The organism is Qipengyuania citrea (assembly GCF_009828015.1).
In the GTDB taxonomy this organism is placed as follows: Bacteria; Pseudomonadota; Alphaproteobacteria; order Sphingomonadales; family Sphingomonadaceae; genus Qipengyuania; species Qipengyuania citrea.
This window is the reverse complement of sequence record NZ_WTYG01000002.1, coordinates 532,111-545,896: the sequence shown is the minus strand read 5'-3', so window position 1 is coordinate 545,896 and position 13,786 is coordinate 532,111. Positions and strand designations below refer to the sequence as shown.

Annotated in this window: 14 protein-coding genes and 1 tRNA gene; 8 read left to right on the top strand and 7 right to left on the bottom strand. The window is 65.1% G+C overall.

Going from position 1 to position 13,786, the window contains the following annotated elements; translation table 11 throughout:
- Positions 1-249: 249 nt before the first annotated feature.
- The 4 genes from GRI55_RS08135 to grxC form a co-directional block, all read right to left on the bottom strand.
- Positions 250-326 (bottom strand) — tRNA-Arg (locus GRI55_RS08135).
- A gap of 37 nt (positions 327-363) precedes the next feature.
- Positions 364-825: a DUF1178 family protein gene (locus GRI55_RS08130; RefSeq protein ID WP_063511004.1), complete on the bottom strand. Its 462-nt coding sequence runs from the start codon at positions 823-825 to the stop codon at positions 364-366.
- Positions 826-833: 8 nt separating this feature from the next.
- Positions 834-1,655, bottom strand: coding sequence for a carbon-nitrogen hydrolase family protein (locus tag GRI55_RS08125; protein WP_160766784.1), 822 nt, complete (start codon positions 1,653-1,655; stop codon positions 834-836).
- Positions 1,656-1,919, bottom strand: coding sequence for a glutaredoxin 3 (gene grxC, locus GRI55_RS08120; protein ID WP_160766783.1), 264 nt, complete (start codon positions 1,917-1,919; stop codon positions 1,656-1,658).
- Positions 1,920-2,084: 165 nt separating this feature from the next.
- Between grxC and GRI55_RS08115 the strand changes: the two genes are divergently transcribed.
- The gene (locus GRI55_RS08115) at positions 2,085-2,564 is read left to right on the top strand and encodes an Hsp20 family protein (protein WP_050601256.1); all 480 of its coding nucleotides are present in this window, start codon (positions 2,085-2,087) and stop codon (positions 2,562-2,564) included.
- A gap of 324 nt (positions 2,565-2,888) precedes the next feature.
- On the opposite strand, the gene GRI55_RS08110 is transcribed toward GRI55_RS08115, so the two are convergent.
- The 3 genes from GRI55_RS08110 to tpiA form a co-directional block, all read right to left on the bottom strand.
- Positions 2,889-4,523 (bottom strand): CTP synthase, encoded by a 1,635-nt coding sequence (locus GRI55_RS08110; RefSeq protein WP_063507143.1) that lies wholly within the window; start codon positions 4,521-4,523, stop codon positions 2,889-2,891.
- A 104-nt stretch (positions 4,524-4,627) separates the two neighbouring features.
- A complete protein-coding gene (gene secG / locus GRI55_RS08105) occupies positions 4,628-4,999 on the bottom strand; it encodes a preprotein translocase subunit SecG (RefSeq protein ID WP_063507142.1) in 372 nt (123 codons plus the stop codon).
- A 79-nt stretch (positions 5,000-5,078) separates the two neighbouring features.
- Positions 5,079-5,840 carry a triose-phosphate isomerase gene (tpiA, locus tag GRI55_RS08100; protein WP_050601253.1) on the bottom strand — a complete coding sequence of 254 codons (762 nt, stop codon included), beginning with the start codon at positions 5,838-5,840 and terminating at the stop codon, positions 5,079-5,081.
- Between the two features lie 196 nt (positions 5,841-6,036).
- Between tpiA and GRI55_RS08095 the strand changes: the two genes are divergently transcribed.
- From GRI55_RS08095 to trpC, 7 genes are all read left to right on the top strand, one after another.
- Positions 6,037-7,971, top strand: coding sequence for a peptidylprolyl isomerase (locus tag GRI55_RS08095; RefSeq protein ID WP_160766782.1), 1,935 nt, complete (start codon positions 6,037-6,039; stop codon positions 7,969-7,971).
- Positions 7,925-9,478 (top strand): anthranilate synthase component I, encoded by a 1,554-nt coding sequence (gene trpE, locus GRI55_RS08090; RefSeq protein ID WP_160766781.1) that lies wholly within the window; start codon positions 7,925-7,927, stop codon positions 9,476-9,478. Before GRI55_RS08095 ends, trpE begins: the two co-directional genes overlap by 47 nt.
- The gene (locus GRI55_RS08085) at positions 9,475-10,308 is read left to right on the top strand and encodes a phosphodiester glycosidase family protein (protein WP_160766780.1); all 834 of its coding nucleotides are present in this window, start codon (positions 9,475-9,477) and stop codon (positions 10,306-10,308) included. Before trpE ends, GRI55_RS08085 begins: the two co-directional genes overlap by 4 nt.
- On the top strand, positions 10,305-11,267 hold the full coding sequence (gene pip, locus GRI55_RS08080; RefSeq protein ID WP_160766779.1) for a prolyl aminopeptidase: 963 nt from the start codon (positions 10,305-10,307) through the stop codon (positions 11,265-11,267). Before GRI55_RS08085 ends, pip begins: the two co-directional genes overlap by 4 nt.
- Before the next feature lie 90 nt (positions 11,268-11,357).
- Positions 11,358-11,972, top strand: coding sequence for an anthranilate synthase component II (locus tag GRI55_RS08075; protein WP_050601249.1), 615 nt, complete (start codon positions 11,358-11,360; stop codon positions 11,970-11,972).
- Positions 11,969-12,961 (top strand): anthranilate phosphoribosyltransferase, encoded by a 993-nt coding sequence (gene trpD, locus GRI55_RS08070; RefSeq protein WP_160766778.1) that lies wholly within the window; start codon positions 11,969-11,971, stop codon positions 12,959-12,961. Before GRI55_RS08075 ends, trpD begins: the two co-directional genes overlap by 4 nt.
- A gap of 1 nt (position 12,962) precedes the next feature.
- Positions 12,963-13,748 (top strand): indole-3-glycerol phosphate synthase TrpC, encoded by a 786-nt coding sequence (trpC, locus tag GRI55_RS08065; RefSeq protein WP_160766777.1) that lies wholly within the window; start codon positions 12,963-12,965, stop codon positions 13,746-13,748.
- Positions 13,749-13,786: the final 38 nt, after the last annotated feature.

Here is a 13,786-nt window from a genome sequence, read left to right as displayed (position 1 = left end):
ATCAAGGTGAACGAACGATGGCAAACGGCCAATTTACAAATGCTGTTAGGTCTCGATTGAACTCGCAATAGCCAGGCGCCGACGCCACAAGGCACAAAACGGCTTTCCCATACAGTTGGCCGACGCTTCAGCCAGCATTTGGCGCCTTGACCGGAATGACTGCGGACGGCCAAAAAGCTGCCATTCAGTGCCCATAGCATTCCTGCCGGGCGAGTCCGGAAATCAGAGAAATCTGCGGATTTTCGTCAATGGTGCGCCCGACAGGATTCGAACCTGTGGCCCCCAGATTAGGAATCTGGTGCTCTATCCGACTGAGCTACGGGCGCCCACCGCCGCATTTAGCAGACGATCGCGCGCAGGCAATCAGTTCAGTTCGTCGGGCGGCGCGACCGGCACCAGCAGGGGGGCGACGGCGATGCCTTCCGCGACCATGTCCTCGGCCTCGTCGCGCGTGGCGCGCCCGTGAATGGGTGCGTTCTCGCTTTCCCCATAGTGCATTTCGCGGGCCTTTTCGGCAAAGCAGTCGCCGACCCAGGTGCTGCTCTCGAGCGCCTTGGCCTGAGCCTTCGCCAGCGCTTCGAACGCTTGTTTGACGGCCGGGGGCATGTCGCCCGTGCTTAGCTGCGCCTTTTCTCCCGCCGGGGCTGCGACGGCATTGGCCTTGGCCGGGACTGAGGGGGCCATCGGCGCCTTGCCGACATCTTCGCACCCGCAGGCGGGACACTGCAGCAAGCCTTGCACTTTCTGGTCCGAGTAGTCGCTCGAGGACGAAAACCAGCCCTCGAAGCGGTGGCCTTCGCTGCAGGATAGGTCGTAAACGATCATGCGGCGGCCTATGCGGTGATATGCCTGCGGTTGGCAAGGCTGGGCACCTGTTCGCGCACCTCGGCCACCCGCTCCAGATCGACAGCGACGAAACCCAGTCCGGCCTCCTCTCCGCCCATGTCGAGCAGCACTTCGCCCCACGGATCCACCACGAGGCTGTGACCATAGGTCCGGCGGCCGTCCTCGTGCTCGCCGACCTGCGCCGCGGCCACGACGAAAGCGCTCGCCTCGATGGCGCGGGCGCGCTGCAACACGTGCCAATGCGCGGCGCCGGTCGGTACGGTAAAAGCAGCGGGTATGGCGATGCAGTCGCAGCGCGCGCGCCCCAGCGCCTCGAACAAGGCAGGGAAGCGAATGTCGTAGCACACGGTGAGGCCGAGCCGGCCGAGCGGCGTGCCCTCCACCAGCCCGACGCTGTCACCTGCACGATAGGCGTTGGATTCGCGCCAACTTTCACCGCTTGCCAGATCGACATCGAACATGTGCATCTTGTCGTAGCGCGCGGCAATCGTGCCGTCAGGCGCGATGACGAAAGCGCGGTTGACCCATTCGCCCCCGCCACCGGCCTCGAGCGCGAGCGAGCCGAGCGATACCCACAGGCCGTGCTGGCGCGCAGCTTCACGGACACGGGCAAGGACGGGCGAAGCGTCTTCGCTGCAGATCGACCGGGAAGCGCGTTCGCGATCGCGATCGAGCAGGCCCGACATTTCGGGCGTGAACAGCATGTCGGCGCCCCCGGCCGCAGCCTGTGTGACCGCGTCTTCGAGCGCTGCGGCATTGGCCCCGGGATCGATGCCCGAAGTCATCTGCAGGACAGCGACGCGTGCCATTCAGCCCGCCAGCAACGCGTCGAGCTTGCCTTCGCGCTCGAGCGCGGCGAGTTCGTCCGAACCGCCGACATGCGTATCGCCGATGAAGATCTGCGGCACGGTCCGCGCGGTAGGCGCGCGTTCCAGCATCTCTTCGCGCTTCGGCCCGCCCATCGTGATGTCGTGTTCGCTATAGTCCACGCCCTTCTCGTCGAGCAGGCGCTTGGCTCGGACGCAGAATCCGCAACCGAATTTGGTGTAAATGTCGACCGGGTGGTGGCTCATTGATATTCCCTTGTTTTCCGCGGCGAAACTAGCGCGCGACAAGAAGTCTTGAAAGCGCAAAGGACGCGCCTATCTCGAAAATACCGTCACGGTGTTCGTGGCGGCGACGGGGCGCCGATACCGGGCCCCGCCATCATAGAATCGCTCACAAGAGGATTTGTTTCGATGAACCGTATGGACCTTACGCCTTTCCGCCGCTCCACCGTGGGCTTCGACCGTGTGTTCGACCTGATGGAACGTCAGGCTCGCAATGCCGGCGGCGACAATTACCCCCCCTTCAACATCGAACGCCGCGGCGATGACGAATATCGCATCACGCTGGCGGTCGCGGGCTTCCGCAAGCCGGATCTCGATATCGTTGCGCAGCAGAACCTGCTCGTCGTGACCGGCAAGAAGCGCGACGAACTCAACGACGGCGAAATGCTGCATATCGGGATCGCCAACCGCGGATTCGAACGCCGTTTCGAACTGGCCGACTATGTCCGCGTGGCCCATGCCGACCTGGCCGATGGCCTGTTGGTCATCGATCTCGTGCGCGAAGTGCCCGATGCGATGAAGCCGAAGAAGATCGCCATCGGCGAAACGCAGCCGCTCGAAGTCGTCAAAGACGACGAGCGCGACGGCGACACGACCAAGGCGGCCTGATCCCGCCTTCACCTGCACTGGTGAAATGAATAGGGGGCGGAACCAGGTTCCGCCCCCGCGACGTTGAACGCCGCCAAACCCCGAAATCGGCCGTCCGGGTCGCAGAAGACAACCGGCTTCGAAGCAAGCCCCGCCTCGTGCTGGCAAAGCATGTGTCTCCATGCGCCCACACCAGAGGTGTGGAACAGCCGTATTCTGGCCCAAACATAACAAAAGATAAACCGGTCTCGTGCCCGCGACATCATTTTGTCGCATAGCTACAAGCGTAATTTCGACGCCTCCAACGAAATCAGAGGCTTAAAATGCCGCCATCTCGGCGCTGGATCAGACCAGACGTGCCTGTTCCAGCGCCGCGCCGACGAAACCGGCGAACAGCGGGTGCGGTTCGAAGGGCCGCGATTTCAGCTCGGGATGGAACTGCACGCCCACGAACCATGGGTGATCGGGGCGTTCGACGATTTCGGGAAGCAGGCCGTCGGGCGACATGCCCGAGAAGACCAGGCCCTGTTTCTCGAGCGGCTCGATATAGGCCCCGTTCACTTCGTAGCGGTGGCGGTGGCGTTCCGAGATGCTGGTCGCCCCGTGATAGACCTTCGACACGTGGCTGCCCTCCGCAAGCTTGGCATCATATGCACCCAGCCGCATGGTCCCGCCGAGATCGCCGCCGGCTTCGCGTTTCTGGAGACCCTCTTCGGTCATCCATTCGGTAATGATGCCGACGACCGGTTCTTCGGTCTCGCCGAATTCCGTCGACGAGGCGCGAGCAAAGCCGGCCTCGCGCGCAGCGTCGATGCACGCCATCTGCATGCCAAGGCAGATGCCGAAGAACGGCACCTTGCGTTCACGAGCGAAACGGACTGCCGCGATCTTGCCCTCGCTGCCGCGCTCACCGAACCCGCCGGGCACCAGGATGGCATGCATGGGTTCGAGCTTGGCGGCGATGTCGGCATCGTCGCCTTCGAACACTTCGGCGTCGATCCACTTGATGTTGACCTTGACCCGGTGCGCCATGCCGCCGTGCACCAGCGCCTCGTTGAGCGATTTGTAAGCATCCTGCAGGCCGACATATTTGCCGATCACGCCGATCGTGACTTCGCCCTCGGGGTTGGAATGGCGATCCACGACGTCGTACCAGCGCGACAGGTCAGGATCGGGCGCATCGGTAATCCCGAAGGCGCGCAGCACTTCGGTATCGAGCCCCTCGCCGTGATACTGCAGCGGCACGGCATAGATCGACGGCGCGTCCAGCGCGGGAATGACCGCTTCCTGCCGCACGTTGCAGAACTGCGCGATCTTGCGCCGGTCGGATTCGGGGATCGGATGCTCGGCGCGGCACAGCAGCACATCGGGCTTGATCCCGAGACTGGCCAGTTCGCGCACCGAGTGCTGCGTCGGCTTGGTCTTCAACTCGCCCGCCGCGGCAATATAGGGGACCAGCGTGACGTGGACGCTCAGCGTCTGCCACGGTTCCAGCTCGTTGCGCAGCTGGCGGATGGCCTCCATGAACGGCAGGCCTTCGATGTCGCCCACGGTTCCGCCGATCTCGCACAGCACGAAGTCATGGTCGTCCTGCCCGGCCAGCGCGAAGGCCTTGATCTCGTCGGTCACGTGCGGGACCACCTGGACGGTCGCGCCGAGGTAGTCGCCGCGGCGTTCCTTGGCGATGATGTCCTGGTAGATCCGGCCCGAGGTGATGTTGTCGCCCTGGTGAGCCGATACGCCGGTGAAACGCTCGTAATGGCCGAGATCGAGATCGGTCTCTGCCCCGTCGTCGGTCACATAGACCTCGCCGTGCTGATAGGGGGACATCGTCCCCGGATCGACGTTGAGATAGGGGTCGAATTTCCGGATACGGACCTTGTAGCCACGCGCTTGGAGGAGGGCAGCAAGCGATGCTGCCATGAGACCTTTGCCAAGCGAGGAGACCACGCCGCCGGTGATAAAGATATACCGCGCCATGGGGGTCGAGCCTTAAGCTGTGGGATTGAGTCGGGGCAAGCGCAAACGCACATGGATCGCGCCATTCGCACGGCGCAATCCACAGCTCTGCGATGGAATGGAGATTATTCGGTCGCGCCGGACAGCGGATCGCCGTCCGCAGGAGCGCTCAGGGGATCGGCGGCAGGAGCGGCTTCGCCGGTCGTGGCCGCACCCAGCGGATCCGCCGGTGCAACCGTGCGATCGAGCGTCGATTCGATGGCGTCGCTGCCGGTCGTCTCGACTGCGACTGCAGCCAGCGCGATCGACAGGACGACGAACAGCACCGCGAGCCATTTGGTCGAACGGGTCAGGAAATCCGCGGCTCCGCGCGCGCTGAGCATGCCCGACGGGCTGCCACCGATGCCAAGCCCACCGCCTTCGGAGCGCTGCATCAGGATGACGCCGACAAGCGCGGCTGCGATGATCGCCTGGACGACGGTTAGGAACAGGAACATGCGAATACTCTTGGAAAGGCTTTAGCGGAGCTCACGCGCATCTAGGCGCGCCGGCGGCAAACGGCAAGGTCGGGTGCGATCAGGCCTCTTCGGCTTCAGAGGCGCCGACCACGATCCCGAGGAAGCTTTCCGCCGACAGGCTGGCACCGCCGACCAGCGCGCCGCCCACATCGGGGGTCGCGAGGATCTCGCGCGCATTGTCGGGCTTCACCGAACCGCCATAGAGGATGCGGACCTTGGCGGATTCCTCTTCGCCATAGGTTTCGTCGAGCAGCCGGCGGATAGCCCCGTGCATGGCTGCGATATCCTCGCCGGTTGCGGTGCGCCCGGTACCGATCGCCCAGATCGGTTCGTAAGCGATCGTCAGGCGTTCGGCGGGATCTTCGACCACCGTCAGAGCGGCCTTGATCTGGGCCAGCACGTATTCTTCGGCCTTGCCCGCGTCACGCGTATCGAGCGGTTCGCCGCAGCAGAGGATGATGCGCAGGCCCGACTCGATGGCCGATTCGATCTTGGCGTTGATCAGTTCGTTGCTTTCGCCGTGGCCCTGGCGCCGTTCGCTGTGGCCCAGGATCACGAACTTCGCGCCTGCATCGGCAACCATGGAGGAATTGATGTCCCCGGTATGCGCACCTTCCGCGCCCGGGTGGCAATCCTGCGCGCCGACGCCGATCTGTTCGGCTTCCTTATGGACTGCGTGAATCAGCGTGTAGGGAGGCGCCACGGCGACCTCGACCTTCATGTAACGCTGCGCGGCACGATCGATCGCGCGTGCTTCGGAAAGCATGGCGCGCGTGCCGTTCATTTTCCAGTTTCCGACGATGTAGGGCCGTTCGGCCATGTCTTGGTCCTGCGATTTATTGAAATGTGTGGCCCGCTATATGGGGCTTGGAATGCGCTCCGCTAGACAAGGTTTCTTCCCGCGTCAAAACCCTTTGCAACCTGTTGCCGCGAGGTCGCAGGGGGGATAAAGCGCCCCAACCCATCCAGGCTCCGCCTGAACAACAGCAGCCATCCAACCGGATCGTCCGTCTATCATGTTCCAATTCTTCCGCAATTTCTTCAAGACCAAGCTCGGGCTGGCAATCGCGCTCGCCTTCCTCGGTCTGATCGCCCTGGCGTTCGCCAGCGCGGATGTTTCGTCCACCGGGACTTTCGGCGGCATCGCGGGCGGTGACCGCGTGGCTGTCGTCGGGGATGAAAAGATATCCACTGCGGATCTGATCCAGGGCGCGAACAACGGGCTCGACCGGGTGCGGCAGGACCAGCCTACGGCCACCATGCAGGCCTTCCTGCGCGGTGGGGGGCTCGATTCCGCGCTCGAAGCGCTGATCAGCCGCGCCGCGCTGAAGGAGTATGCCCAGCGCTACGGGCTCCGGGCGGGCGACAATCTGGTCAACAGCGAAATCCGGATGATTCCCGCGTTCCGCGGCCCAGACGGCAATTTCAGCGAGGATACCTATCGTCAGGCGCTGGCCCTGCAGCGGCTGAGCGATGCCGACGTGCGCGAGGACTTGGGGATCGGCCTGCTGTCGCAGCAGATGCTGCTTCCCGCGAGCTTCGGAGCGACCGTGCCCGACAAGTTTGCGTACCGTTATGCGCAATTGTTCAAGGAACGGCGCGAAGGTTCGATCGCGTTGCTCCCCGCAGCGACATACGCCCCGAGCGGCGCAGCCGACCCCAAGGTCTTGCGCGCCTATTACGATGCGAACCGTGATGCGTTCGTACGGCCGGAACGCCGGACGATCCGCTATGCCACCTTCGACGCGGCAGCACTGGGCGACAGGGCGGAACCGACCGATGCCGAAATCGCCGCGCGCTATGAACGCGATGCCGAACAATACGCCGCTGCTGAAACCCGCGACGTCACCCAGCTGATCGTACCGACAGAAGCCGCCGCCAAGTCGATCCGTGACCGCGTTGCCGGTGGCGCGTCGTTCGAACAGGTCGCCCGCGAGGCGGGACTGCGCGCTTCGCCCGTGGTCGATGTCGTTCGCGAAGGTCTCGCGAGCCAGGCGTCGCCTGCGGTCGCCGCAGCCTATTTCTCCACCGAACGCGGCGCGATGACCACGCCCGCGCGCAGCCCGCTGGGCTGGCATGTCGCGCGGATCGACGCGGTCGAAACCACTCCTGCCCGCTCGCTGAGCCAGGTGCGCGGCGATATCACCGATACGCTGCGCGCGGAAAAGCGGGTGCGCGGCCTGGCCGATCTCGCAAGCGAGATCGAAGAGCAGCTCGGAAACGGCGCCACGCTCAGCGAAGTGGGCGAAGAACTGGGTCTCGAGCTGGAAACGGTCGGCCCGGTTCTCGCCAATGGCCAGCTGTTCGACGAGCCCCGCGGCACGGTGCCCGAGGTGCTCCAGCCCGCCCTTGCCACGCTGTTCCAGATGGAAGTCGAAGAACCCGAGATCGCCCCGATCGAGAGCGGGCAGACCTATCTGGTTTACGAAGTGGACGATATCACGCCCGCTGCCGTCGCCCCCTATGCACAGATCGCCGATGCGGTCGAAGCGCGCTGGCGTGCTACCGAGGGCATGAAAGCCGCGCAGGCCGCGGCCGACCGGGTGATCGCACGCGTGCGGTCGGGCAAGACGATGGCCGCCGCGCTCGCCGAGGAGGAGCGCCGCGTTCCCCCCGCGCAGAGCGTCGACATGACCCGCGAAGATCTCGCGCGCCAGCGCGAACAGCGCATCCCGCCCCCGATCGCCCTGCTGTTCAGCATGGCCGAGGGAACGACGAAGCGGCTCGAAGCGGGCAACAATGCCGGTTTCTTCGTGGTCGATGTCGATGATATCACCATGGGCGAGATCGCCGGCGACGATCCCCTGATCGCGCAGGCCACCCGCCAGATGGGTCCGTTGCTGGGCGAAGAATACGCCGAACAGTTCAGCCGCGCGATGCGCGAAGAACTGGGCGTCTCGCGCAATGCCACGGCGATCGAAGCCGTGCGTGCCCAGCTCTCCGGCAACTGAGGTCCAGTTGGATAACGGCCTGAAAGGCGTCGACCGGGCGCGCACCGCACTGGCGCAGGGCACTCCCTCGCTGATCTGGCGCGAAATCGTGGCCGATACCGAAACCCCTGTCGGCGCGGCGCTCAAACTGTTCGAGGAAGGGCGCGGCGACTTCCTGCTCGAATCGGTCGAGGGCGGCGAAGTCCGCGGCCGTTACAGCCTCATCGGGCTCGATCCCGATCTGGTGTTTCGCGCAACGGGCGACAGCGCGGCGATAAACCGTCGCTGGCAACACGACCGCGAGGCTTTCGAGGCGTGCGATGCCGGCACGCTCGACAGCTTGCGCGCACTGGTTGAAAGCTGCCATTGTGCTGTTCCCGGCGAACTGCCTCCCGCCCTCGCCTGCCTCGTCGGGCATTTCGGTTATGAGACCATCGGGCTGGTCGAAAAACTCCCGCGCCCGCCGCAGGGTGCGCTTGACGTACCCGACATGCTGTTCGTGCGGCCGACCGTGCTGCTGGTGTTCGACCGGCTCAGCGACGCGCTGTTTTGCATCGCCCCGGTATGGTCGGGCGGTTCGATCGAACGTTCGGGCGAACGCATCGACGAGGTGCTGCGCAGGCTCGCCCGGCCGGCGATCCCGTCGGAAACACGCGCCGCCGATCATCCCGAACCCGCTCTGACGCCGACGATGCCCGCCGCGGACTACGAGGCGATGGTGCTGCGTGCGAAGGACTATATCGAGGCCGGCGACATCTTCCAGGTCGTGCTGTCACAGCGCTTCGCCACCCCGTTCGAACTGCCGCCGATGGCGCTTTACCGCGCGCTCAGACGGGTCAATCCCTCACCCTTCCTCTATTTCCTCGACATGCCCGGGTTTGCGATCGTGGGGTCGAGCCCGGAAATCCTGGTCCGCGTGCGCGAAGGCGAAGTGACCATCCGGCCCATCGCCGGCACTCGCCCGCGCGGCGCGACGCAGGCAGAGGATCGCGACGCCGAACGCTCGCTGCTGGCCGACCCGAAGGAACGCGCCGAACACCTCATGTTGCTCGACCTGGGCCGCAACGATGTCGGACGCGTGGCACAATCGGGCAGCGTGACCGTCACCGACAGTTTCATGGTCGAACGCTACAGCCACGTGATGCATATCGTCAGCAATGTGACCGGCCAGCTCGATCCGGCGAAAGACGCGATCGATGCGCTGTTCGCCGGCTTCCCCGCGGGCACGGTCAGCGGTGCGCCCAAGGTGCGCGCCTGCGAGATCATCGCGGAACTCGAGCCGGCGACGCGCGGCCCCTATGCCGGCGGCGTGGGCTATTTCGCGCCCGATGGTTCGGTCGACAGCTGCATCGTGCTGCGCACTGCGGTGGTGAAGGACGGAACCATGCATGTGCAGGCCGGCGCGGGGATAGTCGCCGATAGCGAACCCGCGTATGAGCAGAGAGAATGCGAAGCGAAAGCGGGCGCCCTGCTCGCTGCGGCGAAGGAAGCCGTCCGCCTCGCGAAGGAACCCGGATTCGGCCAATGAGAACGACACTTGCCGCGCTGGCGCTGCTCGCGCTGACTGCATGCGAAGCCCAGCCCGAGGGCGAACCGGTGGCCCGCGCGCGGATCGACGGACAGCCGCAGGATGCAGCCGGCGACACGCCCACTCCGGCGGCGACGCTGGCGAGCCAGGTCGAAAGCGCCTGCCGCTCGATCATTTTCGAAGATACGCCGCTGACGCACTGCCTCGCGGTGCCCGAACGGCACCAGATCTCGACTGCGCTCGACCGGGGCGGATCGCGCTACGGCAGCCTCGCCAGATATGCCGATGCCAATGACGGCGACACCATCGCCTTCGCGATGAACGCGGGGATTTTCGGCGAAGGCGAACGCCCGGCGGGCTATTTCGTGGAAGATTCCAAACGATTGGGCGAACTCGACACCGGATCGGGCTCGGGCAATTTCTACATGAAACCCAACGGGGTGTTCTACGGCAGCGGCGGCGACTGGCAGGTGCGCGAGACCGACTGGTTCCTCGCCAATGTCACCGAGCGCCCGCAATTCGGCACGCAGTCGGGGCCGATGCTGATCGTCGACGGCAAGATCCATCCGCAGATCGTCCATGACGGCCCGTCGCGCAAGATCCGCAATGCGGTGGGCATCGATGGCGAAGGGCGCGCGCATTTCGTGATCTCCAACGCCCCGATTTCCTTCGGCAAGCTCGCCCGGTTCTACAAGAACGAGCTCGAGGCCGAGAACGCGCTGTTCCTCGTCGATACCGTGTCGCTGCTGTGGAATCCGGCGACCGACCGGCTCGACACCGGTGCCGCCATCGGCCCGATCCTCGTGGTCAGAAAGAAAGCAAGCGAATGACCGATACCCGCCGCAAGCTCTATCCGGAGATCGAACCCTACGAGACCGGCATGCTCGATGTCGGCGAAGGCCATTCGCTGTATTACGAGCGCGTGGGCACACCGGGCGCCAAGCCGGCGGTTTTCCTGCATGGCGGGCCCGGCGGGGGCATGGCTCCCGATCATCGCCGCCAGTGGGACCCTGAACTCTACGACGTGTTGCTGTTCGACCAGCGCGGTTGCGGCAAGTCGCTGCCCTTTGCTGAAATAGAACACAATGACACATGGCGCATCGTCGAGGACATCGAGCGCTTGCGCGAGATGTGCGGACACCAAAAGTGGCAGGCGTTCGGCGGCAGCTGGGGTTCGACGCTCGCGCTTGCCTATGCGCAGAAATATCCCGACCGGGTGAGCGAGCTGGTGCTGCGCGGCGTGTTCCTCGCGCGGCAGCAGGAAAAGTCGTGGCTCTACGATTATGGCGCGAGCGAGATCATGGCGGAGCAATGGGATGCGTTCACCGGTCTCATTCCCGAAGCCGAGCGCGGCGATCTCGTGCGCGCTTATTACAACCGCCTGACCAGCGAGGACGAGGCGACCCGGCTTGCCGCGGCGCGCGAATGGTCGCTGTGGGAAGGGCATGTCGCGACACTGCTGCCCAATGAAGACCTGCTCGAAAGCTTCGGCGATCCGGCCAAGGCGGTTCCGTTTGCACGCATCTGCGCCAAGTTCTTCCTCGAGAACTTCTTCCTCGAGGAAGGCGAGCTCCTGCGGAACGTGGATTCGCTGGCGGGAATACCCGGGATCATCGTTCAGGGCCGCCACGACATCTGCACCCCGCCGGGCGCGGCATGGGCGCTCAAGAAGGCCTGGCCCGAAGCCGACCTGTGGATCGTGCCCGACGCCGGTCACAGCGCCGGTGAACCTGGCATCGTCGATGGCCTCGTCCGCGCCACGGACAAGCTGGCCGGCAAGACCGGCTGATCGGCTGCGGGAAGCGCGGTGCCGGCCGCGCTGGCCTGCAAACCTTTCCTTGCTTGAAAGCGCGTCGCCATCGCTTCAAGGACTGTATCGATGACCGACAGCCGATCCATTCTCGTAATCGACAATTACGACAGCTTCACCTTCAACCTTGTCCATTACCTGATGGAGATGGGCGCCCGCGTGGAAGTGGTGCGCAACGATGCCATATCGGCGGACGAGGCGATGGATGGCGGTCATGCGGGCTATCTGATTTCTCCCGGACCCTGCACTCCCAACGAAGCCGGCATCAGCCTCGATATCGTCGCGGCCTGCGCGGCAGCGGGCAAACCGCTGCTCGGCGTCTGCCTAGGCCACCAGGCGATCGGCCAGCATTTCGGCGGCCGCGTGGTGCGCGGCGGTCTGATGCACGGCAAGACCTCGCCCGTCACGCATGAAGGCGACGGGGTGTTTGCCGATCTGCCCTCGCCCTTCACCGCGACGCGCTACCATTCGCTGGTGGTCGAAGACATTCCCGATTGCCTGGCGATCAACGCGACCAGCGAGACCCCGGGCCTCGACGGCAGCAGCGTCATGGGGTTCCGCCACCGCGATCTTCCGCTCCACGGTGTCCAGTTCCACCCCGAAAGCATCGCCACCGAACACGGCCACGCCCTGCTGGCGAACTTCCTTGCCATCTGCGGCATCGCCGCCAAGGTGCCCGCATGAAACAGCTCCCCGATGCCACCCGGCACCTTGCCGAAGCCGAGGCCGAAGAAGTCTTCGGCTGGATCCTCGATGGCGAAGCCGATGACGACGCGATCGCCCGTTTCCTGGTCGACATGTCAGCGCGCAGTGAAACCTCCGAGGAAATCGCGGGCGCGGCGCGAGCCCTGCGCAACCGGATGATCCCCATCGCTGCGCCCGAGGGCACGGTCGATTGCTGCGGCACCGGCGGCGACGGCCATCATACGCTCAACGTATCCACCGCGGTCAGCCTGGTCGTGGCGGCCTGCGGCGTCCCGGTGGCCAAGCACGGCAACCGCGCTGCCAGCAGCAAGGCGGGCGCGGCCGATACGCTCGAGGCGCTCGGACTCGACATGGAAGCGGCAGGCCGCAGCGCGGAGAAGACGCTCGCCGAACTGGGCATCTGTTTCCTGTTCGCCAAGAACCACCACCCGGCAATGGGGCGAATCCAGCCCATCCGCCAGAAGCTCGGGGTGCGCACGATCTTCAACCTGATGGGGCCGCTTTCCAATCCCGCCGGGGTCCGGCGCCAGCTGATCGGTATCGCCCGCCCCGCCTATGTTCCGATCTATGCCGCGGCCAAGGCCCGGCTCGGAACCGAGCGCAGCTTCATCGCCTCGGGCGACGAGGGCCTCGACGAACTCAGCCTCGCGGGCGGCAACGAACTGGCCGACGTGACGGGCAACAGCTTCGAAATGCGCCGCGTGCTGGCAGTGCAGGCCAATCTGCCGCACGCCCCGGTCGAAGCCATCCGCGGCGGCGATCCGGCGCACAACGCCTGCGCGCTCGAGGCGCTGCTGGCAGGCACCCCCGGCCCCTATCGCGATGCGGTGCTGTTCAACGCATCCGCCACGCTGATCGTCGCCGGCCGGACCGACGATTGGACCGAAGGCGCCCAGATCGCTGCCGAGGCGCTCGATTCCGGCGCTGCCCTGACCCTCCTCCGCGACTGGATCGCACTGAGCGTTTGACATGAACAAGCTGGAAGAAATCTGCGCCACCAAGCGCGAAGAAGTGGCTGCCCGCAAGCAGGAACGCTCGCTGTCCGATCTCGAAACCGCGATCCGTGCGCAGACCCCGCCGCGCGGGTTTCAGGCTGCACTCGCCCGCGCGCAGGATGACAGGTTCGGACTTATTGCCGAGATCAAGAAAGCCTCGCCGTCGAAGGGCCTGATCCGCGCCGATTTCGAGCCTGCGGCGCATGCCAGGGCCTATGCCGCAGGGGGCGCGGCATGCCTTTCCGTGCTGACCGATGCGCCCTATTTCCAAGGCCATGAGGATTACCTCATCGCCGCCCGCGAGGCCTGCGACCTGCCCGTCCTGCGCAAGGATTTCATGGTCGACCCGTGGCAGGTCGCCGAAGCACGCGCGCTCGGTGCCGATGCCATCCTGATCATCGTCGCGGCGCTCGATGACAGCGTCATGGCCGAGATCGAGGCGGCCGCGCTCGACCATTCGATGGATGTGCTGATCGAAGTCCACGACGCCGCCGAAATGGACCGCGCGGCGCGGCTTTCCTCGCGGCTCATCGGGGTGAACAACCGCGACCTGAAAACCTTCACCACCGATCTCGCAACGACCGAGCAGCTTGCCCCGCGGGCGCCGGCGGAAAGCCTGCTGGTGGGCGAGAGCGGGATCAGCTCGCATGCGGATTGTGCCCGTCTCGCAGATTCGGGTGTGCGCAGCTTCCTCGTTGGTGAGAGCCTGATGCGGCAGGCCGATGTCGCTGCTGCGACCAGGACGCTGCTGCACGGCTGAACCGTCGCGCCCGGGGCAAAGCAGGAACAGCTGTTCTC